This is a genomic window from Anabaenopsis tanganyikae CS-531 (assembly GCF_029891675.1).
In the GTDB taxonomy this organism is placed as follows: domain Bacteria; phylum Cyanobacteriota; class Cyanobacteriia; order Cyanobacteriales; family Nostocaceae; genus Anabaenopsis; species Anabaenopsis arnoldii.
Window position 1 is genome coordinate 1 of record NZ_JANQDF010000138.1, and the last position, 23424, is coordinate 23424.

Here is a 23424-nt window from a genome sequence, read left to right on the forward strand (position 1 = left end):
TAGAAAATGGCCAGTATGAATTAAAACAGCCAGATGAAAATGGGCGTCACTGGGTAGAGAGTATGGGGCTGTTTTTGGGAACTTGGAGAGGAGAAAAGGGGGGACGCAGTGGCTATTGGTTGAGATGGTGGGATCAGGAGGGGAATGTATTACCCTGGGCGGTGGAGAAGATTGAACAAGAACGCCAACGCGCTGAAACAGAAGCCCAAAAAGCTCAACAAGAACGCCAACGCGCTGAAGCGGAAAGGCAGGCTAAGGAAAAACTCAGAGCCTATTTACAATCCCAGGGCATTGACCCCGATAATTTACCCTAGACTACTCAATAGGACATCTTAGCATCTGGTCTGAAGGGCGATCGCCCTTCCGTCAACAGTCAACCGTCAACAGTCAACCGCCAACAGTCAACAGTCAACCGTCAACCGTCAACCGTTAACCGTTATATGAATCATCCTATTTTGAACAAGATTTTCGTGAGATTGACTAGAGCATTAAGTTTTGTCTTAGTAAAAATGGCTTTGGTGGTCAAGCTGATAGGTAGGAATCTCATCCATCGGATATTTGCCATTAAAAATCCTATCTTGTGGCTGGTTGTGTTGACATCACTACTGTTGACTGGGTGTGTAGAGTACGATGCGGGAGTGAATTTTAATCACTCCAACAGTGGCGAAATAGTACAGCATATTAAACTGGGAGAACGACTCACTAGCTTTAGTCCCGATTCTGTATCTGAATGGTTACATAGCATAGAACGTCGCGCCCGTCAACTAGATGGTAAAAGCCAACGAATTTCCGCCTCCGAAATTATTGTGAAAATTCCCTTCAGTAATGGTCAAGAGTTGCAAGAGAAATTTAATGATTTTTTTAACTCTCGTGGAAATGAAAAAGCTGAGGGTGTACAGCAATCATCGGAGTCAGCACCACCGAAAATTGAATCAAATTTATTCATAGATCAAAACAATTTTCTCTTGTTAGTCAGGAATCGATTAATTTATGATTTGGACTTGCGATCGCTCTCCTTAATTGCCGGTAGAGGTAACGTGTTATCGGATACTGAATCAATTCTAGAACTCAATTTTAGTTTAAATACCCCTTGGGGAGCCAGAAATATTGAACAAAACGAAACTGCTATCCCACCCCAGAAAAAAGGCAGGGAATTAGTATGGCAGATCCCACCAGGTCAGGTAACCCATATAGAAGTAGTTTTCTGGTTACCTAATCCCCTGGGTATTGGTGGTTTGTTAATTATCCTGTTCATCTGGGGAGGAATTTATGTGAGATATAGTTTCATGCCAGATCCCAGAGTTCAGTTTACATCTAGTACTAAAGTACCAGTTACAGAATAAACAAAAAAACTGGGAAAATCTAATTCCCAGTCTCCACTCTTCAAGGTGACAAGCGCTCAATTTTCCAACTGCTATTATCCCAGCAGCGAGTATAGAGCAATCGGTCATGCATGCGACTGGGGCGACCTTGCCAAAACTCAATTTCTGTGGGAATGACTCGGTAGCCTCCCCAATGAGGTGGTCTAGGAACTTCCTGATTTTGATATTGGCGCTGGAATTCTTGGAGTTGTTGCTCTAAAACTTCCCTACCAACAATTACCTGACTTTGATTAGAAGCCCATGCACCCAAACGACTACTAGGGGGGCGCATCTCAAAATAGCTATCAGACTGTTCTGGGGAAATTTTCTCTACAGTCCCCACAATTCTGACTTGGCGTTCCAATTCTGCCCACCAAAATACTAAAGCTGCTTGGGGATTTGCTGCTAGTTCTTGTCCTTTGTGACTATTGTAGTTAGTGAATAAAACAAAGCCTTGGTCATCAAAGTCTTTGAGTAGTACCATTCGTGCTGAAGGCTTACCGTCTGGTGTAGCTGTGGCCAGAGTCATAGCATTGGGTTCAGGAAGTTGGGCTGCTAGTGCTTGTTCAAACCATGTTTGAAATTGAATCACAGGATTGGGGTTAATTTCGGTTTCGCTCAAATCTTGCAAGGTGTAATCCTTGCGAAGATCAGCTACGGTCTTGTCCATGTGAGTTTGTATATTTTAGATAAGTTTGCTAAATAAAAGAAGTAGCCTATTAATTAGGCTTTAATTCCACCAGTAACACAAAGCATTGTGAATGCCAAACGTCTTCCAGAAACTACAGCCCATGTCAGAATTATCCGTCAATCGTGGCAACTCGGCTTTCTTGAGGGTGAAGTAAGTGCGGGTAACTTCGAGTGGTATTTCCAATGGCATTTTCGCCGAGGAGAACTTTCTGTTAAGCCTTCCCAAGGTCGGGCTTTGATTAAAGAACCTCTTGGTCGTTTTTTAGAACAACAGGATTATCAGTTAGAGCCGGGAGGGGATTATGCTTTTACTATTAGGGCTGAACTTTAGTTCAAACAGTAAGAAGCCTCTAGTCTTACCGCGAACCGGAAATGATGAGATGAATTGCGAGTGAGTAATGTAATTCAACGCTTAATCAACATTAGTGGTTAGGCGATTTAAGTACCGTTCAATCAAGAGCAGAGCCACAATATCATCTATGGGTCGTGGTGGCTGTCTCATACCCTGGGGGACGAGTTTTGTTAGCCCTTTGGGGGGGTACATCTGCCAATAGCGATCGCGTGCTTCTAGGGTGCTGTAGCGCTCATCGACTAAAATTATACTTAGCTGCTCTACCAGTGCTTCGCGCAATTGCTGTTTCCATTGTTTAGCAGTGGTTTGGTTTCCCATGACCATTAAGGAAACCGGAAACTGTTGACGTAGGGTTTCAATGGTAGGGATGGCCTTTTGTGCAGTTACAACTTGGTGATAGTACAATTGTCTATCTAGTCCCATGACTGCTAGACCACACTTATCTTTACCGGGGTCGAAGCCTAGGATGACTGGTTGTGTGGGTGAAAATTCACTAAAAGTCATAATCAATACGCTGAAATTTCATCAATGGCTTGATTTAATTATTTTTTTAGGTGTTAAAAATTACTTTTCCGTTTAGTATTGCTAAAAGCCTGATTCTTAAAGGACCTGCTGTATAAGTGTCCTCCAGAGCGATCGCTTTAATTTCCAAAGGTTGATCATATAGTCTCAATTGTAAGAAAAAGCGTAAATGAGTACCTTCTCTTAACAAACCCTCCACAATTCCAGCATTACGGGCCCGAAATTCCGAAGCGGAAATCAGCAAATCTAATCTTTGGGACAGCTGATAGGATGTCATCTTTTTGGGGTCAGCAGTAGTGGTGGCTAGTACCTCGCCTTCGGAAAACACTAGTTGATTTCGGGCTGCATCCGCAAAAAATTCTATTTGGTTTTCTCCGCGAACGTAATTCCCCGCAGAGAAAATTCGCACAACGTACTCTCGACCATCGCTAATCTGCTGGCTCAGTTGTTCTACCCTCTGTGGGCTAACCTCGATCAGCTGTTTATTTGTGGGATTTTCCCCCGGTTCAGTTAATTGAATGTTGGCATTCTGGTTAGCTGCTTGCAACAGTTGTATTACCAGTTCACGGGCTGCACTAGGTTGGCTAACGCGAACCACCTTCGCCGCCAAGACTTGATTGCGAACTAGTGCGAGTTTGCCCAGACGTAGGTCACGGTATGACTGATAATACTTTTCTAGCCTTGTGACTTCTTGTTCTAAAAAATTCTGTTGTTTTTCTAATTCTTTGAGGAGGGCTTCCCTTGTGGCGATTACTTGCTCTCGTGCAGCAATTTCTTGATTACGTTTTTTGATCAGTGCATCAAGTTGGGTAATTTTGCGATCGCGCCCTTCTATTGCTGTTTTAGCTTCGGCATAAAGTCGTTGTCGTTCTCCCCTTAGTTGTGCAATAGCCCGCTGCAATGTTTGTCTTTGATCGTAAACCCTTTGCAGTTCAGTTAAAGCTTTTTGATACTGACTTACTACTTGACCTAGCTGGGTTTGGGTACGTTGAAGTTGAGTTTGTGTTGCTTTTTGTTTAGCGTTAGCTGCTTGTAAGGATTTATTAATTACCTGCAACTGTCGCTCCGCCTTAGTTTGTTCAATTCTAGCTGTGCTTAACTCAACCTCTACCTGGCTTTTCTCCGATTCGGCAATTTTGAGCTGTTCCCGCTTGTTTCTCAGGTCTTTTTGAATATCTTCTAGCTCAAATACCCCTTGCCGCAATCCTTCATCAGCCGCAAATAAGATCCCTAATGTTGAAGCGGAAATTAAGCCGCCAGTAAATATAGTTACTAGTACAGCCGTTTTTTTCGGACGCAGGTTAAATAGTGAGAGGCGTGCCTTGCCAACTCGTGTGCCAATGCGATCGCCCACGGTGGCAATTACGCCCCCCAAAATTAAAATTGCCGCGATCAGGATGTACCCGGTGGTCATCTTCAGCTACCGTTCACGTAGTGTGCCGGATGCATAATGCTTCCAGATACAGCCTACTACTTTCAAGGATGATCTTGTAGGGGAAGACAGATAGGCAATAGCTGAAACTACTGAGAATTTTCGATTTATCCCCAATGGGTGTAATTTTGAAGAACACAACCCTTGCCACTCCACCTCCCCCGATTGATTTTAAGTGAACTGCTTACTTAAGGTAACAGGTTTATGCACCGTAATCTTCTTTTTGTGGATAGAAATCATTTGTTTCTCACGCAGGTCCCCTAATAACCTAGTGACAGTTACCCGAGTTGAACCAATTGCCTCAGCGATCGCCTGGTGAGATAACTTCAGATCAATCGTAATCCCATCAGCACAAGGAACACCAAAATCACGACAAAGAATTAACAGAAAACTCACCAATCTCGAACCCATATCCCGGTGAGCCAAGGTTTCAATCATCATCTCTGTCTGTAAAATCCGCGAAGATAGGCCTCGCAGCATCAACATTGATAATTCTGGATTTTCCTTAAGGGCTTGTTCCACCTGTTCAATGGGGGCTGACAGTAACTCTACAGGCGTAAATGCGACTGCATGGTAAAATCTATCAGACTTATTTCCCGTCAGTAATGACAACACACCAAAAACACTATTTTCCCGCAGCAGTGCTACCGTTATTTCCTCTCCTGCCTCATATACCCTGGAAAGTTTCACAGCACCCTTCAAAAGAAAATAAACTCGTTCAGCAGGATCGCCGGGAAAAAATATTGTTTTGTTGCGTTCAAATGTTTCTACAACTGGAGGAAATGCTCCGGTCGCCATCTGACGAAATACATTTGCTAGGGCTTTATCTTGTGTCACGATCATCTCCCTTCCCCTACCCAATGCCGGAAAAACAAAAACTGATTACCTAAGAATACACCTGAAAAATCAATAAAGCACCGTCAACCTTTCTGTACATTCCTATACTCAAACCCATAACTTCATGGTTATTTGTTCATAATGATACATAATTTTTCATGTTTTTAGCTAGTAGTTGTTATAAGTACTTACACAGTTAAGGTCATCAGGTTTTTCGCCCAAAAATTCACGATATCTTGAGAATATATTCAGGATTATCTAGACAAAGTTTTGAGAAAACAGTCCCCTAAATGATCATTTCTGCAAATGATGTGCCAAACCAAGACCAACTCGGCGCAGATTCTAGTATGCTCCTAATGATTGATCTCATTCACAATTTCTATGCTGAATCTGACTGGAAAAAACGCCTTAGTTACAGGGATTGCCAATAACCGTTCCATTGCCTGGGGGATTGCTCAACAACTGCATAAAGCCGGAGCTAACTTGGGTATTACCTACCTGCCAGATGAGCGAGGCAAGATGGAGAAAAAGGTGGCCGAACTGGTAGAACCTCTCAACCCCAGCTTATTTGTTCCCTGTAATGTGCAAGATGACGAGCAGGTGAAATCTACCTTTGAAGCAGTTCAGAATCAGTGGGGAAGATTGGACATTCTCATCCACTGTCTGGCCTTCGCTAACAGAGAGGATTTGACCGGTGGATTTAGCCAAACCTCACGTTCTGGGTTCAAAACAGCGTTAGAAATCAGCACCTACTCACTAGTGCAGTTAAGCGGTGCGGCTAAACCGCTGATGACCGAAGGGGGTAGTATCATCACCCTCACATATCTGGGTGGTGTCAGGGCAATTCCTAACTACAACGTCATGGGAGTAGCTAAAGCCGGCTTAGAAGCTAGTGTACGTTATTTGGCGGCTGAACTCGGACCTGACAACATTCGGGTGAATGCTATTTCCGCCGGGCCGATACGGACATTAGCATCTTCGGCAGTAGGCGGAATTTTAGATATGATTCACCATGTAGAAGAAGTAGCTCCCCTGCGACGCACTGTTACTCAGCAAGAAGTGGGCAATACTGCTGCTTTCTTGTCTAGCGATTTAGCCAGTGGCATTACAGGACAAGTTTTGTATGTAGATGCAGGATATGAAATCATGGGAATGTAATAATTAATCATTGTTAAGGTTAACGGTTGACGGTTGACGGTTGGCGGTTAACCGACAAAATACAGTCACCAAGCATCACTCATCAGTCATGCGCCCTCCATAGGGTCTGTGATTTCCCCATTCCCCATTCCCGATTCTCCACCTATGCAAACAAGCGATACCTTCGGTAAGGACTCACTCCAAGGCCAAATTAATTCGACTCACACTGCTCGCATAGCCTCGATTCATCGCACCACTGGCGAAACTGATATAAAAGTTACTATTAACTTGGATGGTACGGGCATCTGCACAGCAGCAACTGGGATTCCATTTTTAGATCATATGTTGCATCAAATTTCCTCCCATGGGCTGATTGACTTAAATGTCCAAGCTCAGGGAGACTGGGAAATTGATGATCACCACACGAATGAAGATGTGGGTATCACTTTAGGGCAAGCTTTCAGTCAAGCCCTAGGTAACAGGAAAGGTATTATTCGTTTTGGTAATTTTCTGGCACCATTGGATGAAGCTTTAGTGCAAGTGGTGCTGGACTTTTCTGGCAGACCTCATCTGAGTTATGGCTTGGAAATTCCCACCCAGCGAGTGGGAACCTACGATACTCAGCTAGTACGGGAATTCTTTGTAGCATTGGTTAACCATAGCCAAATGACATTACACATTCGTCAACTGGATGGCATTAACTCCCATCATATTATTGAGGCAACATTTAAAGCTTTTGCCAGAGCAACCCGAATGGCGGTGGAAATTGACCCCCGTCGGGCTGGTAACATTCCCAGTTCTAAGGGTATTCTGTAGGAGTTAACTAGCAGATAAAATGTAGTTTTGCGACCATTTCTGTACGAGTTGAAACACCAAGCTTACGAAACATCCGTTTTAAAGCTTGCTTGACAGAATTCTGTGTGATCCAGAGTTGTTCACCAATTTCGGCATTGGTTAACCCCTGTGCTACCAACTCGGCAATTTCTAGCTCACGCGCGGTTAAGGGACTGACTAACAGTGAATTGGATATTTTTGCTTCTTTGGCTCTGAGAGTGGCAAGTTTTGCTGATAAATGAATGCACAAAGCGCTTAAGTCAGCTAAGTCATCGCCATTAAAGGGATCAGTCCCTTGATCGCGAGCTAAGTTTAATGTCCCCACTAGACGACCATCGCAAACAATTGGCCCAGTCATCACGTGTTCATGGTCATGACGGGGACAGAAATGTTTCCAATCTCCTGGTGATAGTATTAATTGTTCATGGGCGGGAGCGTGTCGTTCCACTACATAACGACCAACTGGATTGTTTTCCATACATACGGCGGGAATGGCCTGAACATTAACCGCATTTGGCTGTTCATTGATGAGATAGATCCCGCAATGTTGGACGCCAAAATACTCACCAATTTTATCCATGAGCGCCACTCGTAGTTCCTGCTCGTTGCTGACATTTGCGATCGCTTGAAATATAAGGGAAAGAGAATTAGGCATAAGTGTACCCACTTGGGGACTATGCGAAGCTTCATATTTACTTCTATGCTAATACCAGCCAAGATAAAACGCTAATATAGCTAGTCACTCTGGGAGAAGTAGATGACAATTACAAAACTTTCCGCTCAGGAACTTTTCCGGGCTGCTTATGAAAATCGCTACACTTGGGACAAGAGTTTTCCCGGTTATAGCGCAGATATTACTTATAAATATGATGACCAACTATTTACAGGTCAAGTTGTCATCGATGCTAACCTCAAGGCGGAAGTGTTGGGGGTAGAAGATGAGCAAGCAAAGAAAGCCATTCACGGACAGGCGTGGGAAATTGCCATTCACCGCGTCCGTCGCAGCTTTGAGGACACTCACAGTGAGAATAAATTCAGCTATGGAGACACTGACGAGACTGGTGCAACTGAAATTTTAGTGGGTGGTAAATCTGAAGGCGATAAATATAAGGTTCGCAATAATGAGGTTTGCCACGTCCACCGTTTAATTCACGGTACTTTTGTGACAATTAACACTTTTAGCAGCCATGACACTGGGGCGGGTTATTTGTCCCATACCTATGATTCTGTATACCACGATCCCAAAACAGGGCAACAAAAAGGTGGGAGAAGTGAGTTTACCGATGAATATGAAAAAGTTGGCGCATATTTTGTTTTAAATCGTCGGGAGATTCGCACTCAAACAGATGGAAAAATTTCCACTCAAGAGTTTGTCTTCTCCAACATTCAACTTTTGTCACCTGTTACGGTTTAAGCTGAAGTTTTCAAGGGAAATAAGAAGCGATCGCTTCTTATTTCCTTTCAAGGAGAACTTATTATACCATTCCCTCAGATGTTTTGTGCCGATCCAACTTCAGCATCAACACACCCAACGGTGGTAGACATAAATCGAGGGAATAAGGACGACTATGTAAAGACCAATTATCAGTCCATTTACCACCTAAGTTACCCATATTACTGCCGCCATAGGGACGGGCATCACTGTTAAACAACTCGGTATAAAATCCTTCCTCTGGTACACCAATGCGGTAGTGAGAGTGTGGTTGGGGAGTGAAGTTGCAAATCACCACAATGAAATCATCAGAATCCTTGTCATGACGGATAAAAGAAACCACACTATGACGGTTATCGCTACAATCAATCCACTCAAAGCCATCTTGGGCGAAATCCTGAGTATATAAAGCTGGTTCAGAACGGTAGAGACGGTTTAGATCCTGGAAAAACTGCTTTAATTGTTGGTGGTCTTGATATTGTAATAATTGCCACTCCAAATCTGCCCAGACATTCCACTCACTCCATTGGCCGAACTCCATGCTCATAAACATTGTTTTCTTGCCGGGGTGAGCAAACATATAGCTAAATAAACAACGCACATTCCCTAACTTCTGCCATGTATCACCGGGCATTTTGCCGATGATATTGCTCTTACCATGTACCACTTCATCATGGGACAAAGCCAGCATGAAGTTCTCACTGTGGTTGTACCACATACTAAAGGTAATATTATTTTGATGGAACTGGCGGAACCACGGATCCATACTGAAGTAGTCCAGCATATCGTGCATCCAGCCCATATTCCACTTTAAATTAAACCCTAGTCCGCCTGTGTAGGTAGGCCAGGACACCATAGGCCAGGAAGTGGATTCTTCTGCAATGGAAAGAATACCTGGGAAATAGCTAAAGATAATGTGATTAACTTGACGCATAAAATCTGCGGCTTCTAAGTTCTCTCTACCCCCGTATTCGTTAGGTAGCCATTCTCCTGCTTTGCGGCAATAGTCTAGGTAAAGCATGGAAGCCACAGCATCAACGCGAATACCATCAATATGGTATTTATCAAACCAAAAGAGGGCATTAGCTACTAGAAAGTTTCTAACTTCGTGGCGATTGTAGTTGAAAACTAAAGTACCCCATTCTTTGTGTTCTCCTTTGCGCGGGTCGGAGTGCTCATAAAGGTGAGTACCATCGAAGAAAGCTAAACCATGACCATCTTTAGGAAAGTGACCGGGAACCCAATCGACAATTACACCAATATCGTTTTGGTGGCATTTGTCAACAAAATACATGAAATCTTCGGGGCTGCCAAAACGTGAAGTGGGGGCATAATATCCAGTTACTTGATAACCCCAAGACCCATCAAAGGGATGCTCCGCAATGGGTAGCAGTTCTAAATGGGTGTACCCCAATTCTTTGACATAGGGTATCAGTCGGTCTGCTAGTTCTCTATAGGTGAGGAAGCGTGCGCCTGGTTTGAGTTCTGAAACTATAACTACGGGTTCTGTCTCACCATTGGGTAATTTGGCTGGTTCTGAACTAGAAGCGTGTAACCAAGAGCCTAAATGCACTTCGTAGACGGAGACTGGTTGGGTCAGGGGGTCGGTGTGACGACGCTTTTCCATCCAGTCTTGGTCACTCCAAGTGTAAGTATTTAAATTAGTGACAATGGAGGCAGTTTTGGGACGGGGTTCCTGTTGGAAAGCATAGGGATCTGATTTTTCGTAAATATGCCCTTCAAAATTTTTAATTTCATACTTGTAATGCTCTCCTACGCCGATTTCAGGAATGAATAATTCCCAAACGCCGGTGGAGCCTTTGCGCATCTGGTGTTTACGCCCGTCCCACAGATTGAAGTCTCCTAGCAAGGAAACATTACGAGCATTGGGAGCCCAAACGGCAAAATAAACACCTTTAACACCGTTGATCTCTGTGGGATGGGCTCCCATTTTTTCGTATATTCGGTGATGATTGCCTTCGGCAAACAAATGTAAGTCAAAGTCTGTTAGTTTCGCAGACCGGAAGGCGTAGGGGTCATAGGTGACACGCTCATGCTCACCTTCTTTAATCCGTAACTGGTAGTTTGTCAGTTCCGCTGTTTCAATTATGCATTCAAAAAAATGTGGATTATGTACTGTCTCCATTGGGTATTCCTGACGCTCCTCAGGAAGAATTACCGATGCTGCAGTCGCATTTGGTAGGTAGGCTCGCACAGCCCAGACTTTTTTGCCATTTTGTTCTATGCAATGAGAACCTAGTATTTCAAAGGGATCGTGATGCTGATTCCCAACTATACGGTTAACCTGTTCTGGGATAATTGTGGTCATAGAGATGAAGCTACCTAGATTTGAATACAGTAATTGAGTGAGTTACTCCCATTGCTGACCCTAGAGAGTAGATCTGGGTTTTCCCCAGAAAGAACTAAATTTATGGTTCTAAATTTATTTGTAATTTTGTCGTCACCGTTATCGTACATCAGAATGGTCACTGGAGATTGGGGTTTAACGACTGTCACTCAAAATCTGCTCAAATTTACCTAAAGTTAGTAATAAGTGAGAAAAGTGTGCCTTGATCCCCACTATTTAAATACGGGGCTATGCGCCTGGTTATCAAGGTTTTTCGGCATTTTCGTTATAATTGCTTCAAATATCTAAGAAGGGGAAAATTTGCAGTAAGGCCTTACGTAACCTTATCAGGTAAATGGTTTGTCGTAAATCGGCATTCAGTTTGGGTGGAGGACTTACTTGTAGCTGTTCTTGTAGTTCTGCGTATTCGGCAGCATTCAGGGGTTTACCGTCCACTGGCGATCGCGCGTCTAGAATAATTTCCCTCCGCAATATTTCTTCTGGTATATCTTCGGGTGGGGGTAATGCGATCGCATTTGTTCCCCAATGGCCACTCCAGCCCAAAAAAAGGGTAGTACTAATACCCACAACCCAAAATACTATTTTTTTTCTCCCGATTACCTTCATCCTAACCCTCACTCAACCCTGGTGCTAATGGTTCATGACACAGTTGGTGGACTTGCACAATGCGCTCAAATAACCAGGGATATCCTTGACGATACTCAGGAATCAGTGCTAAAGGACTCAGCAAGGCAGCTGCGCTAATGTCTGCCACACTTAGCTGATTACCTACTAAGTAGTCATTTTTTTGCCAGCGAATAGATAACTCTGAAAAGGCAATAGCAAGTCTCTTTTTAGCCAATTCCACAGTAGTCTGGTTGATACCATATTGTTGGCGGACTACTGAAATTACCATCTGACTAACCAGTGAAGGGTCAATTTCCTTGCCTTCCCCAGCCCGGAACTGATAGTATACAAACCTGGTGGCTGTACCAATGCTTTCATCCAACCAATCCTCTAACATCCACGCTTCTGTCTGCTGTTCATGGTCAGGCAAGAAGTAGGACGGTTGTGGTTGATAAGTTTCCAGAAATTTTAAGATTTCGGTAGAGTCAGCGATCGCATTGGGTTGACCCTCAAGTGGTAACAACACAGGTAAAGTCTTCAAACCTGTTAGCGGCCTAACTCGCAGGATATGCCACCCAGGAGTCAGATTTTCAGTTTTATAATTAATTTGCTTATAGCCGAGCGCCAGACGAGCTTTGCGACAGTAATGGGATGTACTAAATTGTAGTAGCAACATAAAGCTACTTTGCCCCGCCATGAGGATTAATTTTATGCCTTTAGATATGCAACTTGCCAAGAAAGTATGTTGATTTCCGCACTATAGCAGGAGTATGACTTACGTAAATTACCACCTAAATAAGTTGCATAAATAACTGATTAATAGACCTGATAATTTTTCCGTAAGCCACCACCATGAAACTTGGTTACAGTTGCAATTATATTAACCAGTGCCCTTTACCTGCTAATTTAATTAAAGTTTTCAGTCTATTTGACAAAAAGATGTTGTATAACCGCCCCAAAAAAATTAAGTTCATTTAGTCATAAATTATACTAGTTTTTAATTTTCTTGGGGTGATTTACTGAGTCAAAATTTATTGGGGATTGGTACCGGGTGCGGGGGCTGGAGTAGCACCGTCAGTGGGTTCACCAGGAGTGGGAGTCGCTGGTGGAGTTTCAGGCTCAGTCCCAGGCTCACAGGCTCCAAGAACCGCAGCCAACCCTAACATTAGAACAAAACCAAAGATTTTTGTTTTCAACATAAACTCCTCTTTCACCAGAAAATGGCAATAAAAAAAATAGCCTGTTGTATAACATAACCTATTTGTTGCTAATTTTTGAAATGTCTTGTGCTGATATTTTCAAAAGCAATACTTTCGGCTGATTTTTTGAGGCTGATTGATTATGCAGGAGGGTGATTAATTTCTCTGCTTCAGGACTCCAGTCAGCAGATAGCCAAAATCAACTTGGCGGACAAACAAGACATCAGATGAAAATTCTTTATTTTACAAGGCTCTTGTGCCTTGCTGCCTTGTGTTGCCATACTGGAAATGGCACATTGCTGCCTACCAGTGACAGGTATTACAATACCCAGCTAATGCCATCATTAGTGCAGTGAAGTATCACACGAGGATTGTCGCCTGAGGACAAACAGGCTAAAGGTTTAAAACACTGTATTTTCCATCTAAAAACATATATGGCTGTTGTGCGTAAATCGGCTGTTCCCAAAACAGGTCTTTGGTTCCGAATCAATCCTACCCCATCCAACGGGGAGGGGCCTCCCATCCCTCTAGGATCAACCTCTGGGAGTACATCTACACTTGTAGATGAACCTTTGCCAAGATCCTCAAAAAGACAACGGCGTGCTGTCAAGAAGTTGCCGGTTTCTACGACTCATCCATTACCTGAAGTCGCTAAACAACGAGTCTCACGGGTGGAAAGTCAATCAAATAGAACAACCCAGAAAAATCAGAAGCTAGGGGAAGGTAGCTTACCCGTGATGCCTAATTATGGCTCTGGACCTTTTTGGTTACTGCGCTTGTACACATCACATCGTTATTCCTCCGTAGTCACGTTTTTCTTGGTAGCAGCAACTTTATTTGTGTATGGTTGGATAGTATATTCTCAACAACTGTGGAGTCAGGAATATAACAGGCTACAAAACCTGAAACTTTATGAACGGCAGTTAACCACAACTAACGCTACCCTCAAGAACAAAATGGCTGAAGAAGCACAAGACGAAGCCACTGCGCTAGTGTCACCAACACCAGCCAGAACAATTTTTTTGCCCGCAGCATCTCCATCTTCTAGTTCTGATGCTACACCCCCTGGCACAGCACTAAATATGGAAAAGCCGCAAAACACTCCCTTACCACTAGGATATTAGAGTTATCAAAGCGGGAGTACAGGATTTCAACCCTGAATGATGCACTTAGGGGAATCCGGCTGTTCCTAATAACCGATAACTAATACTGAGCAGGTAAATACAGAAGTCACCCGGTAAACTAAAATTGAGAAATTTTCAAAATTCAGCATTTAGAAGGCGAGGAAAGTCTTCTATCCTAGCATTTATGCAGAGGTTTAGGTTCACCTCTAATCCTCAAGACCAGATATCCAATACCAGACCCCGGCTGTTCGTGGTTTGGGGCATATTAATGACCGCAGGTTTGGGTTTGGCTATTAATTTATATCAGTTGCAGATTATCCAGGGAGCAAAGTTAACCGAGAAGGCGCGTAACCAGCAAATGGTGAATTTACGGCCTTTCGTTCCCCGTCGCCTAGTGGTAGATCGCACTAATAGTGTATTAGCTGTTGACCGACCTGTATATACCTTATATGCCCATCCTAAGCTGTTTGCTCAGTCTAATAAACAAATGGCAGAACAACTCGCTCCCATACTCGACAAACCCCCGGCTGAATTGGTGAAAACTTTTGAAAGTCGCAGGAGTGGGATTACACTTGCTTCCGGCTTACCCGAAGTCAGTGCTGGGCGTGTGAGATCATTGCGCTTAAATGGCTTAGAATTGATTCAACAATACTCCCGATATTACCCGCAAAAGAATGTGGTTGCGGACGTGGTGGGCTACGTCAATCTTGACCGTAAGGGTCAGGCTGGTGTGGAATACAGTCAAGAGAATTTATTAGAACGTTCCCCGCAGACAGCGCGGCTGAGTAGGGCTGGTAATGGTAGACTTCTACCAATTCATGCACCGGAAGGATTTTTAAATTTCGATGACCTGCGACTGCAATTAACTATTGATAGCCGTTTGCAAAGGGTCGCCGGTACTGCTCTAGAAAAACAGATAGAGAAGTTTCAGGCTAAACGTGGGGCGGTAATTGTTATGGATGCTTCAGACGGTTCTTTACTAGCTCTGACTTCCTATCCTACCTATAACCCCAATGAATACTCTAGTGCTGATATTTCCCTATTTAGAAACTGGACAGTAGCTGATCTTTATGAGCCGGGATCGACTTTTAAGCCTTTGAATGTGGCGATCGCCCTAGAGAATGGCGTAATTAAAGCAGATGATGTGTTTAATGATCCCGGTTCTATTCAAATAGGTAAGCACACGATTAGAAATGCAGGTCACAAGAGTTATGGCAATATTAACATTGCACAGATATTACAAACTTCTAGCAATATTGGCATGGTGCGGATCATTGAACGCATACAACCACAAGTTTATTACAATTGGCTAGAACGTTTGGGGCTAGGGGAAACAGTCGATACAGATTTGCCTTTTGAAGTGGGGGGACGGCTCAAAGGTTCAAGACAGTTTCTCAGTTCACCCATTGAACCAGCAACTACATCCTTTGGGCAAGGTTTTGCTTTAACACCGTTACAGTTGGTGCAAATGCATGGCGTTTTAGCGAATGGGGGTAAATTAGTCACACCCCATGTAGTGCGAGGGTTGGTGGACAGTAAAGGCCAGATGCATTATGCGCCTGATCTGCCCACAACACGCCAAATTTTCTCAGCAACCACAACTCAAAAGGTAGTGGAAATGATGGAAACTGTAGTATCAGAAGGTACTGGTAGTAATGCTAAAATTCCGGGTTATCGCATTGGTGGTAAAACCGGTACATCTCAAAAAGCGAGTCCAAATGGTGGCTATCTCCCAAATGCGCGGATAACTAGCTTCGTAAGTATTTTACCGGTAGAATCTCCGCGGTATGTAGTTTTTGCGGTAGTGGATGAGCCACAAGGCATAAATGCTTATGGTTCTACTGTGGCCGCACCAATCGTCAAAACTGTAATTGAGGGGTTGATTACCATTGAAGGTATCCCACCCAGTCAGTCAACCAATACAAATTCCTAAATAAAAGACTAAATTATCTAAGGGCAATTCTATGAATTGCCCCTAAAGGTGAGGTTATTCATTTGTCCTACTCTCTATGCTAGGGTGGGCGTAAGTGTTTTGCAGTGCTTGTTCAATTGAACCGACACTTTGGTAAGCCGCTATTAGTTCATGGGATTTAGTTTTGCGCTTTGCTAGTATATCTTTTAATGGTGTTAATAACTGAACATCTGAATCATCCCTCAAGGAAACCTCAGCTACTTGTAAAAGCTGTGTAGCATTAGCACAAATATCTGGATAATCAAAGCCTTTTTTTGCAGAGATTTGGTGTAAAGTCGCGTTAGGCCTAATTGCTCTACCTGGTAAACTTTTATCCAAGATCAAACCTTTCAATAATGCCAACAACCCCCCATAGATAGAAAAGTCATCACAACTATCAAAAGCTTTAAATTCAATGCGTCCCACTTCAGCAGGAATACGGGCGATTTTTGTCAATGATGGCACGCTATTAATGAGTTGTTCTTCCTTCTCGACAAACACCAGTGCTGCCGATCTTTTTCCCGTTCTGACAAAAGTTCTGACTGACAAACCATCCCATAATCCCCCATTATAAAAAGGGGAACTATAACTAAAAGGAACGATATAGGGACTATAATAGGTTAACTTCTTGCCAATATCAATCACATTTTCAATTGGTAAATCTGGCACTGAGATATTTAAATCTGGACCATAAGTTACCATGTAAATATTGGCGGTTTGTTCATCAGGATAAGTCTGTAACTGTTGGAGTTCATAATCATTTAAAGGTGGTTGAGGTTCAAATACAGTCTTATAGGGGTTAAAACTAGTTAAAACAGGTGAAAACCCATAGCCAGCAGCCACTTCACGCAGTAATTGAAAACTTTCTGATAATTCAGTTAAAGCACCTGAAATATCAGAGTGGATAGTGGTTCTGATTTCGATACCTTTGGGTATACAGTCTATCACCTTTTCAGAATTAGCAAATCTTTCAAAACCCTCAATATACCATCTCTTTTGCCGAATACCAGCATCGCCAACGCGCAATTGTGAATAATCGTTGGGGTATGTGGGCAGTTTTTCGACAATTTGATTAAAGTCAGAGAATTTAGTTTGGGAAAAATCAGCAAATTTTCCTTCGTGGTTGAGGAAAGCGACTTCATGCTCAATGCCAAAATAAACTTTCATGTATACTTGATTACAGTTAGTTGGGCTGTCTAGTTAGGTTACGGCTACTTGTATCCTATGTAGTAATCTGTCCGAGATACTTTTCCATTAATTAATTTATCAAATTTGTAGTAAATTGTACTAGAAATTTATGTTAATTTGGAGTCTTGGAATTTGCTAGTTTAGTCAAGTGGGAGGTTTCTAAAATTACGGGTTGATCAATTGTCTGGAAAATGGTTAATGCTTGGCAGCCATTGGACCAAGATACACTAGGTAAATAAATAATTCGTTGAGCAGATAACATTGGTGGGAATATAGCAGAAGGTTTATGAACAGGAAGTTATCAAAGAAATAGTCTTTTCGTCAAAATAGCTAGGGTGCCTTTGTAAAAAAATCAGCACTGGGTCATAGCAGCATATAATCGTAACCTGTTAAGAAAGGAAAAAGTAGATGTATTAAAGCTAACAACCAATCAACTAGAACTCTTAACGGATACCTGAAATCAATTGGTAACGTTCCAGAGGACTAATGACCAATGACGAATGATAAATAACTAAATTATGCAATTTATTGACCAAGCGGTAATCGAAGTTGAAGCGGGTAAAGGTGGGGATGGTATCGTCGCCTTCCGACGTGAGAAATACGTACCAGCAGGGGGTCCATCTGGTGGAAACGGGGGACGAGGCGGTTCGGTGATTTTTGTTGTGGATACTAACCTACAAACTTTGCTGGACTTTCGATACAAGCATCTTTTTAAAGCTGATAATGGTGGACGTGGTGGTCCAAATAACTGTACCGGGGCTAATGGTAAGGATTTAATCATCGAAGTTCCCTGTGGTACTTCTGTATATGATGCCAGTACAGGGGCTTTGCTATGTGATTTAATTGATCCTGGACAAAGTTTTCGGGTTGCTGAAGGTGGAAAAGGTGGACTAGGAAATCAGCATTTTCTGAGTAACCGTAACCGCGCCCCAGAATATGCTTTACCTGGACTCACAGGAGAAATGAAGGTAATACGCCTAGAGTTAAAACTTTTAGCGGAAGTAGGAATTATTGGCTTACCCAATGCTGGTAAATCTACGCTAATTTCATCTCTATCAGCAGCACGTCCCAAAATTGCTGACTATCCTTTTACAACTCTCATCCCTAATTTGGGTGTAGTCAGAAAACCTACTGGTGATGGTACTGTGTTTGCTGATATTCCCGGTTTAATTGCAGGTGCTTCTCAGGGTGCGGGTTTGGGATACGATTTTTTGCGCCACATTGAACGCACAAAGGTTCTGCTACACCTCATTGATGCAACTAGCGAAGATGTGATTAGTGAATACAAGATAATTAAGGAAGAGTTGCAAGCCTATGGACGAGGTTTAGCAAAGCGTCCCCAAATTTTAGCGCTGAATAAAATTGATGCGGTGGACAGGGACACAGTGGATTTAGAAGCCGTAGCGGCTCAACTTCATCACCTTTCCCTTTCTCCTGTGTTCTTAATCTCCGCAGTTACCCGCGCTGGGTTAGAACCAATGTTACAGCAAGTTTGGGGAGTCCTTGACCAGATAAATGTGGCTGAAGAGGTAGAGATTTTGCGGTAAAGGCCAGTGTTTAAGCTCAATACAAAGATGTAAAGAACAGTCATGGGTAAGGGACGCAAAATATAAGAGTTTGTAGTAACCATCTGGGGTGGGTTAGGCATAAAATTAAACATATAAATATATGTATTTGCCACTACGCCGTAACCCACCATGTAAACTTAACGACTAGCGATACTATTCGGCTTTCAAAAACTCTAAATATCCTGTACTGAGTTCTGTCACCGCCAAATCATAAAACTGCTGACCGTGTTCTGGTGTTGCTAAAGCCGGATTTGAACCCATGCGTCCATCTGGATAGCGTCTGCGGAAGTCAGTTGCACCATAAATTTTATGTCCAAGAGCAACTTCTGGTGTCAGGGATGCTTTTTTAATAGATTGTGGATAAATATACTGGGTAACGGCTACTTCGCTGGGGGTAGCATGGGCACCTTCTTGATCGCCATATAATTCTTTGGCAAGTTTATATACAGAACTGCACATAAACCAGTTAGCAAGTTGACATTGGGCGTTGCTAATCTGCAAATTTTCCAAGTGCGCATAGGTTTCTGAGAATGCAGCTTTCAGGGTGGCAATGTTACCACCGTGTCCATTGATAAAATAGAACTTAGTAAAACCAGTTTTAGCTAAACAAGTAATATAGTCTGTGACTACCTGAATCAATGTACTTGGACGTAGGCTTATTGTACCGGGAAAAGCGGTATGATGTAATGCCATGCCGACATTGATTGTAGGGCTAACCATTGCTTGAGTTGCTTCACCCACGCCACCAGCGATCGCCTCTGCACAAATAGCATCAGTACCAATTAAGCCTGTGGGTCCATGTTGTTCTGTGGAGCCGATGGGGATAATAATACCCTGAGATTCTTGTAAATAGGTTTCAACTTCTTGCCAGGTGCTTAAATGTAGTAACATTGTGTGAGATAATTTAGTTTAGGAATATCCAATTTCTACTAGCATTTTAGAAAATTCCTCTACTACTGGATGAGAATTTATATCAGATCCGCAGCTAATTCTCAATGAAAATATTCACAAATTGCTGCATCTAGTTTTGTCGCACCATGAAAATTGCAGTCTTGGATACAAGCATCTGTCAGAGTGGCGTTATGGAAGTTTGCTGCCATTGTGTTTGATTGCGATAAATTCGCCCCAGTCAGATTCGCCCCGCTCAGATTCGCCCCGCTCAGATTCGCCCCTTTTAAGTTAGCTCCTCTCAAGTTAGCGCGATGTAAGTCAGCCCCATTTAGGTTTGCGTAACTTAGGTTAGCGTTAACCAGCTTGGCACCACAGGAGTTAGCTTCTGCACCTTGATATTTCCGCCTCCACTCATTCCAAATTGCCACAACCTCTTGCAGACTTTGTAAATTATCTTCAGTTAGCATGATCAACTTTTGATGCTTGTCATTTATACTTGCATTTTAACTTGGGAAATTATATATATTCAAAATATATTCAAAATACAAGTATTTTTTGAAAGAAGAATAAAAAATGACTTTTTTATCAAACAACAGGAGTAATATCTGAAATTATGTTCAGGATAATCAGAAAAAAGAAATATAGCATTTACCATGCTCATGATGTACACATTTTTTGAGTTTTATTGAATATGTAACAGGGAATTGCGATTAAATAAAAAATAACGAATTTGTAGAGGTTTAAAAATATATTTTTCTGGACTTAAATAGTCTGGAATTAGCACCAGGTTGATCATTTTTTCTTAAAGGTGTGAATGTCACAAAGACTCACGGTTTTATAAGCTTTAACATTGCTTGTAAATGGACAAGTAAAATCAACGGAGTAGCACCGAAAGAAGGATGGTTTATCTTAATGAATCTTGATGCGTTAGAATTGGCTATTTCTGCCTATAAACAAAGATTTGATATTGAAGAAATGGTTAGAGATTTTAAAAAAGGAGGCTATAATTTAGAGGATACTAATCTAACTGGTGAACAATTTATTTCTCTAGTTTGCTTGATAGCGATCTGCTTGCAGCAGCGCTTCGCTATCGCTTACTCCTCTACCACAATTCAGGGTCAACAAATCAAAGGTAAAGGAATACAGAAATATATTAGTCGGCTCAAAGAACATGGTAGAACGGAAGGGAGACATAGTAGTTTTCACAGCAGTTTCTACCTAGATAAAATACAGATATTAATTGTAAAACTATTGTGGGGTGGGCATCCTGTAGGCCTTACTGTACCTCACTTAGATGAAATCTGCTGTATATCAGCTTATATGGTCAAACTTGGGTCAATTTCAAGGATGCTTGTATGGATTTAATCACCACATTAATGAAATTAAATTGCAATAAACCCTAGCATGATCAACAAGGTCTAAGAGGATGTTTTAAAAGGTATGATTAGTGTATCAAATATTGTTTTACCCCACCCTAACCCTCCCCTTGTAAGGGGAGGGGACTGGATTTTATTGTTTTTTGTGTGTTCGGTGAGCGAAGTCGATAGCGATAGCGTGGCGTTAGCCATACCGTGTTCGGTGTGTTCTCCATTCCCTGTTCGGGTGTTCGGTGTGTTCCGGTGTTCCCTAAGATAAAAATTACCGGTTGAAAACTTATCAAACAACATCTAAGAGCTATGAGGCTTATAGAGTCTGTCTTGTAGCTTATTTTGTCGCCCGGTCAGCAACAAATGTAAACTCGTTGGGTAGTTCTGTTGAATATTTATTCATAGCAAACTTGTTAATTTTTGCTTCTTTGGCTGCATCCATCCAGTATCTCAGACATTTATTTCTGATGAACTGAGTAGTTTTAATAGCTTCCTCAATAGGCATGCATTGAAGCTTTTTAGCTTTGACTTTGTACTCTAGAACTACCAACTTGACTCACCTCCTTGATATTAAATATACTGTAATTAGTATATGTAGATGTTCTTAATATGTCAACAGGTAAAGGTAAAAAAAGAGTTAGAAATACCCCTGTTTTTTACGATGAAGTCAAAAAACATCGGGGTATTATGCTGACTGATACAGCTTGGCATTCTGTGCAAGAATTAGCTGCAAGGGAAGGCGTTAGTGCTAGTGAGTATGTAGAGTGCTTAATTAGAAAATATGTCCTGACTGAGGCGTAAACGCATTAAATAGCCTTCTCCCAAGGGGAGACGCTGCGCGAACATACCTTACTAAAGTACGGAATACGGCGTGATCCCCCTGTTTCTCAAGAGTTTTCGGCATTTTGGTTATAAAAATTATAGGAGACATAGTGCTGCTGTGTCTCCTATGCTTCTATTTAATTCCTAGTCACTGTGGAGATGTTTGCATTCTGGAGAAGAAAAGAAACCAAAAGACCAGGAAATTAATTCATGATTCTTGACTCTTAACTAATCAAAACAGTAATGTTTTTTCACGTCGCTGGTGATTTCCCATATACAAGACATACCAGCCGGAAAAGTCACTAAATCACCCTTTCCTATTTTCACTGGTTGTCCACCATCGGGGGTAACAACGACATCACCTAACAAAAAATAACAAGTTTCTTGAGTATCATAAGTCCAGGTAAATTTGGATATTTCTTTCTGCCAAATTGCCCACTGAAACACACCCAACTGGTTGAGGCGTAGTTGACTTGGTTGATGCTCAATTTTAATTTCCATACCATGTTTTCTCGGTTAGGATTTAGCAGTAGGATTGAATGTCCTCTCCACACTCATCTACTAAATAACACAAAGCGCGAAAGCGTAAGCCGACAAATTCATCATACAGTGGATTAAGCTTACACAGAGGGGGGATGTGGGCTATTTTGCGCCCAAATAGGATAAGGTCGCGCTCGAAAGGACACTGAGCCGGAATCATTTTAGCAATAAAGTGAGCAAAGTCGCGATTTTTAATTTCAATGTTGTCTAGCCTTTTACGTAATGGTTGCAGTAAGTGGAATTTGCGTGGAGTAAATTTATTGTGGCTACCTACATTGTCACTTGCTTCCACTTCCACAGCTTTGATAAAAGCAGGTAGGATAATATGCTGATTATTTGTCTTAACCATAGTTCTGACCAAGGTGTTCCTTGTATTGATAAACTATTTGCCGATTGGGAATTTTACCATGCCATGTATATCTGGGATTTGTCTTGTGTTGATAAATCAAACGGGGACAATCACAAAGTGAGTAATTTGCATAGACTTTCCTGGTAAATAGTTCACTCACTTTATATTTAGCTCACTGGATAATGAATAACTGTCCCGTTAAATACAAAATAACAAAGAAAATATAAAAATGGTATTCCCTTAACTTATACTTATTAGTTCTTGCTCTTCAAAATAGTGATCCCCCAGATTAAATTTAAATTTATGTGTGAGAAACTGCTCAGTAGTTGTAATTCTACTTTGGCAGTTACAAGCAGGGTGTAACCTTGGTTCCAGCTAGGCTGGATTTGTAGTTATTCCTTGACTTTAATTTATTTTAGTCCCCGGATATCATAAAAATTGTCGTTTTTAATACAAAACTACCGTCGGTTATTATTTAATATCCCCCGCCATATCCTTTGATAAGTACAAACTAATCTATTGTGCTGTTGGGACTGACCATAGCTAGAAGTATTCTCACCTCACAAGGACTCTGATGAGTTATTGATTTCTTCCAGCGGGGGAGGTTCCTAGGCCTAAGAGGATGTTTGTCAAGTCATGATTAGTGTATCAACTATTGTTTCACCCCACCCCCTTCCTTACAAGGGTAGGTTTTTAATATGATCTGTGAAGGCAAGACCACCGAAGACAAGGAAGGAAAGTGGACAAAGAAGATTTTATACGGACAATGGTCTTTTAATGGGCTATTTTTCTTACTAAGAATACAGACTTTGTACTGTTTTTCTCCGGTGGTCACCTTGTCCACCTTGTCCACC

General features: G+C 42.1%; 23 protein-coding genes and 3 pseudogenes. 11 read left to right on the forward strand and 15 right to left on the reverse strand.

The window, feature by feature from the left end:
- Together NWP22_RS13590 and NWP22_RS13595 are read left to right on the forward strand one after the other, a co-directional pair.
- Positions 1-314, forward strand: a pseudogene (locus NWP22_RS13590) (hypothetical protein); the annotation flags it as partial.
- 126 nt (positions 315-440) lie between these two features.
- Complete coding sequence (locus NWP22_RS13595) at positions 441-1343, forward strand: DUF3153 domain-containing protein (protein WP_271733970.1); 903 nt, start codon at positions 441-443, stop codon at positions 1341-1343.
- 40 nt (positions 1344-1383) lie between these two features.
- On the opposite strand, the gene pdxH is transcribed toward NWP22_RS13595, so the two are convergent.
- Entirely contained in the window at positions 1384-2031 is a 648-nt protein-coding gene (gene pdxH / locus NWP22_RS13600) for a pyridoxamine 5'-phosphate oxidase (protein WP_271733969.1), read from the reverse strand.
- Positions 2032-2118: 87 nt separating this feature from the next.
- Here pdxH and NWP22_RS13605 point away from each other — a divergent pair, with 87 nt between their 5' ends.
- On the forward strand, positions 2119-2382 hold the full coding sequence (locus NWP22_RS13605) for a DUF3146 family protein (protein ID WP_271733968.1): 264 nt from the start codon (positions 2119-2121) through the stop codon (positions 2380-2382).
- A gap of 81 nt (positions 2383-2463) precedes the next feature.
- On the opposite strand, the gene NWP22_RS13610 is transcribed toward NWP22_RS13605, so the two are convergent.
- The 3 genes from NWP22_RS13610 to ntcA all read right to left on the reverse strand — a co-directional run bounded on the left by NWP22_RS13610 (position 2464) and on the right by ntcA (position 5200).
- Positions 2464-2907 (reverse strand): pre-16S rRNA-processing nuclease YqgF, encoded by a 444-nt coding sequence (locus NWP22_RS13610; protein WP_271733967.1) that lies wholly within the window; start codon positions 2905-2907, stop codon positions 2464-2466.
- Positions 2908-2953: 46 nt separating this feature from the next.
- The gene (locus NWP22_RS13615; protein WP_271733966.1) at positions 2954-4339 is read right to left on the reverse strand and encodes a DUF3084 domain-containing protein; all 1386 of its coding nucleotides are present in this window, start codon (positions 4337-4339) and stop codon (positions 2954-2956) included.
- 189 nt (positions 4340-4528) lie between these two features.
- Positions 4529-5200, reverse strand: a complete 672-nt coding sequence (gene ntcA / locus NWP22_RS13620; protein ID WP_271733965.1) for a global nitrogen regulator NtcA — start codon at positions 5198-5200, stop codon at positions 4529-4531.
- Between the two features lie 375 nt (positions 5201-5575).
- Here ntcA and fabI point away from each other — a divergent pair, with 375 nt between their 5' ends.
- Together fabI and hisB are read left to right on the forward strand one after the other, a co-directional pair.
- On the forward strand, positions 5576-6352 hold the full coding sequence (fabI, locus tag NWP22_RS13625) for an enoyl-ACP reductase FabI (protein ID WP_271733964.1): 777 nt from the start codon (positions 5576-5578) through the stop codon (positions 6350-6352).
- 144 nt (positions 6353-6496) lie between these two features.
- On the forward strand, positions 6497-7147 hold the full coding sequence (gene hisB, locus NWP22_RS13630) for an imidazoleglycerol-phosphate dehydratase HisB (protein WP_271733963.1): 651 nt from the start codon (positions 6497-6499) through the stop codon (positions 7145-7147).
- A gap of 7 nt (positions 7148-7154) precedes the next feature.
- On the opposite strand, the gene NWP22_RS13635 is transcribed toward hisB, so the two are convergent.
- Positions 7155-7820: a LuxR C-terminal-related transcriptional regulator gene (locus tag NWP22_RS13635; protein ID WP_271733961.1), complete on the reverse strand. Its 666-nt coding sequence runs from the start codon at positions 7818-7820 to the stop codon at positions 7155-7157.
- 102 nt (positions 7821-7922) lie between these two features.
- On the opposite strand from NWP22_RS13635, the gene NWP22_RS13640 reads away from it, so the two are divergent.
- Positions 7923-8579, forward strand: a complete 657-nt coding sequence (locus tag NWP22_RS13640) for a DUF3386 domain-containing protein (RefSeq protein WP_271733960.1) — start codon at positions 7923-7925, stop codon at positions 8577-8579.
- Positions 8580-8640: 61 nt separating this feature from the next.
- Here NWP22_RS13640 and glgB read toward each other — a convergent pair whose 3' ends face one another.
- The 4 genes from glgB to NWP22_RS13660 form a co-directional block, all read right to left on the reverse strand.
- On the reverse strand, positions 8641-10932 hold the full coding sequence (gene glgB, locus NWP22_RS13645) for a 1,4-alpha-glucan branching enzyme (protein WP_271733972.1): 2292 nt from the start codon (positions 10930-10932) through the stop codon (positions 8641-8643).
- Positions 10933-11241: 309 nt separating this feature from the next.
- The gene (locus NWP22_RS13650) at positions 11242-11571 is read right to left on the reverse strand and encodes a hypothetical protein (RefSeq protein WP_271733959.1); all 330 of its coding nucleotides are present in this window, start codon (positions 11569-11571) and stop codon (positions 11242-11244) included.
- A gap of 1 nt (position 11572) precedes the next feature.
- The gene (locus tag NWP22_RS13655; RefSeq protein ID WP_271733958.1) at positions 11573-12247 is read right to left on the reverse strand and encodes a glutathione S-transferase family protein; all 675 of its coding nucleotides are present in this window, start codon (positions 12245-12247) and stop codon (positions 11573-11575) included.
- Positions 12248-12602: 355 nt separating this feature from the next.
- Positions 12603-12770 carry a hypothetical protein gene (locus tag NWP22_RS13660; RefSeq protein WP_271733974.1) on the reverse strand — a complete coding sequence of 56 codons (168 nt, stop codon included), beginning with the start codon at positions 12768-12770 and terminating at the stop codon, positions 12603-12605.
- 434 nt (positions 12771-13204) lie between these two features.
- On the opposite strand from NWP22_RS13660, the gene NWP22_RS13665 reads away from it, so the two are divergent.
- Entirely contained in the window at positions 13205-13894 is a 690-nt protein-coding gene (locus tag NWP22_RS13665) for a hypothetical protein (RefSeq protein WP_271733957.1), read from the forward strand.
- A 97-nt stretch (positions 13895-13991) separates the two neighbouring features.
- The gene (locus NWP22_RS13670; RefSeq protein ID WP_271733971.1) at positions 13992-15827 is read left to right on the forward strand and encodes a peptidoglycan D,D-transpeptidase FtsI family protein; all 1836 of its coding nucleotides are present in this window, start codon (positions 13992-13994) and stop codon (positions 15825-15827) included.
- 54 nt (positions 15828-15881) lie between these two features.
- On the opposite strand, the gene NWP22_RS13675 is transcribed toward NWP22_RS13670, so the two are convergent.
- A complete protein-coding gene (locus tag NWP22_RS13675) occupies positions 15882-17012 on the reverse strand; it encodes a glutamate-cysteine ligase family protein (protein ID WP_271733956.1) in 1131 nt (376 codons plus the stop codon).
- A 539-nt stretch (positions 17013-17551) separates the two neighbouring features.
- Here NWP22_RS13675 and obgE point away from each other — a divergent pair.
- Positions 17552-18580 (forward strand): GTPase ObgE, encoded by a 1029-nt coding sequence (obgE, locus tag NWP22_RS13680; RefSeq protein WP_271733955.1) that lies wholly within the window; start codon positions 17552-17554, stop codon positions 18578-18580.
- 174 nt (positions 18581-18754) lie between these two features.
- Here the strand turns inward: obgE and NWP22_RS13685 are convergent, their stop codons facing one another.
- Positions 18755-19492, reverse strand: coding sequence for a creatininase family protein (locus tag NWP22_RS13685; RefSeq protein WP_271733954.1), 738 nt, complete (start codon positions 19490-19492; stop codon positions 18755-18757).
- Between the two features lie 101 nt (positions 19493-19593).
- On the reverse strand, positions 19594-19959 hold the full coding sequence (locus NWP22_RS13690) for a pentapeptide repeat-containing protein (RefSeq protein WP_280801995.1): 366 nt from the start codon (positions 19957-19959) through the stop codon (positions 19594-19596).
- A 247-nt stretch (positions 19960-20206) separates the two neighbouring features.
- On the opposite strand from NWP22_RS13690, the pseudogene NWP22_RS13695 reads away from it, so the two are divergent.
- Positions 20207-20695, forward strand: a pseudogene (locus tag NWP22_RS13695) (transposase family protein); the annotation flags it as partial.
- Positions 20696-21211: 516 nt separating this feature from the next.
- Here NWP22_RS13695 and NWP22_RS13700 read toward each other — a convergent pair.
- Positions 21212-21409, reverse strand: a pseudogene (locus NWP22_RS13700) (RNA-guided endonuclease TnpB family protein); the annotation flags it as partial.
- 59 nt (positions 21410-21468) lie between these two features.
- Here NWP22_RS13700 and NWP22_RS13705 point away from each other — a divergent pair.
- Complete coding sequence (locus NWP22_RS13705; RefSeq protein ID WP_271731466.1) at positions 21469-21660, forward strand: ribbon-helix-helix protein, CopG family; 192 nt, start codon at positions 21469-21471, stop codon at positions 21658-21660.
- A gap of 249 nt (positions 21661-21909) precedes the next feature.
- On the opposite strand, the gene NWP22_RS13710 is transcribed toward NWP22_RS13705, so the two are convergent.
- Together NWP22_RS13710 and NWP22_RS13715 are read right to left on the reverse strand one after the other, a co-directional pair.
- On the reverse strand, positions 21910-22182 hold the full coding sequence (locus tag NWP22_RS13710) for a cupin domain-containing protein (protein WP_271731465.1): 273 nt from the start codon (positions 22180-22182) through the stop codon (positions 21910-21912).
- A gap of 22 nt (positions 22183-22204) precedes the next feature.
- Entirely contained in the window at positions 22205-22570 is a 366-nt protein-coding gene (locus NWP22_RS13715; protein WP_271731464.1) for a Mo-dependent nitrogenase C-terminal domain-containing protein, read from the reverse strand.
- Positions 22571-23424: the final 854 nt, after the last annotated feature.

Coding starts and splice junctions, on each gene's coding strand:
- fabI (WP_271733964.1), top strand. CDS start 5,576: ATGCTGAATCTGACTGGAAAAAACGCCTTAGTTACAGGGATTGCCAAT.
- NWP22_RS13665 (WP_271733957.1), top strand. CDS start 13,205: ATGGCTGTTGTGCGTAAATCGGCTGTTCCCAAAACAGGTCTTTGGTTC.
- NWP22_RS13705 (WP_271731466.1), top strand. CDS start 21,469: ATGTCAACAGGTAAAGGTAAAAAAAGAGTTAGAAATACCCCTGTTTTT.
- pdxH (WP_271733969.1), bottom strand. CDS start 2,031: ATGGACAAGACCGTAGCTGATCTTCGCAAGGATTACACCTTGCAAGAT.
- NWP22_RS13685 (WP_271733954.1), bottom strand. CDS start 19,492: ATGTTACTACATTTAAGCACCTGGCAAGAAGTTGAAACCTATTTACAA.
- NWP22_RS13690 (WP_280801995.1), bottom strand. CDS start 19,959: ATGCTAACTGAAGATAATTTACAAAGTCTGCAAGAGGTTGTGGCAATT.
- NWP22_RS13715 (WP_271731464.1), bottom strand. CDS start 22,570: ATGGTTAAGACAAATAATCAGCATATTATCCTACCTGCTTTTATCAAA.
- NWP22_RS13710 (WP_271731465.1), bottom strand. CDS start 22,182: ATGGAAATTAAAATTGAGCATCAACCAAGTCAACTACGCCTCAACCAG.
- NWP22_RS13660 (WP_271733974.1), bottom strand. CDS start 12,770: ATGTTGAAAACAAAAATCTTTGGTTTTGTTCTAATGTTAGGGTTGGCT.
- NWP22_RS13595 (WP_271733970.1), top strand. CDS start 441: ATGAATCATCCTATTTTGAACAAGATTTTCGTGAGATTGACTAGAGCA.
- NWP22_RS13610 (WP_271733967.1), bottom strand. CDS start 2,907: ATGACTTTTAGTGAATTTTCACCCACACAACCAGTCATCCTAGGCTTC.
- NWP22_RS13615 (WP_271733966.1), bottom strand. CDS start 4,339: ATGACCACCGGGTACATCCTGATCGCGGCAATTTTAATTTTGGGGGGC.
- NWP22_RS13675 (WP_271733956.1), bottom strand. CDS start 17,012: ATGAAAGTTTATTTTGGCATTGAGCATGAAGTCGCTTTCCTCAACCAC.
- ntcA (WP_271733965.1), bottom strand. CDS start 5,200: ATGATCGTGACACAAGATAAAGCCCTAGCAAATGTATTTCGTCAGATG.
- obgE (WP_271733955.1), top strand. CDS start 17,552: ATGCAATTTATTGACCAAGCGGTAATCGAAGTTGAAGCGGGTAAAGGT.
- NWP22_RS13650 (WP_271733959.1), bottom strand. CDS start 11,571: ATGAAGGTAATCGGGAGAAAAAAAATAGTATTTTGGGTTGTGGGTATT.
- NWP22_RS13635 (WP_271733961.1), bottom strand. CDS start 7,820: ATGCCTAATTCTCTTTCCCTTATATTTCAAGCGATCGCAAATGTCAGC.
- hisB (WP_271733963.1), top strand. CDS start 6,497: ATGCAAACAAGCGATACCTTCGGTAAGGACTCACTCCAAGGCCAAATT.
- NWP22_RS13655 (WP_271733958.1), bottom strand. CDS start 12,247: ATGTTGCTACTACAATTTAGTACATCCCATTACTGTCGCAAAGCTCGT.
- NWP22_RS13640 (WP_271733960.1), top strand. CDS start 7,923: ATGACAATTACAAAACTTTCCGCTCAGGAACTTTTCCGGGCTGCTTAT.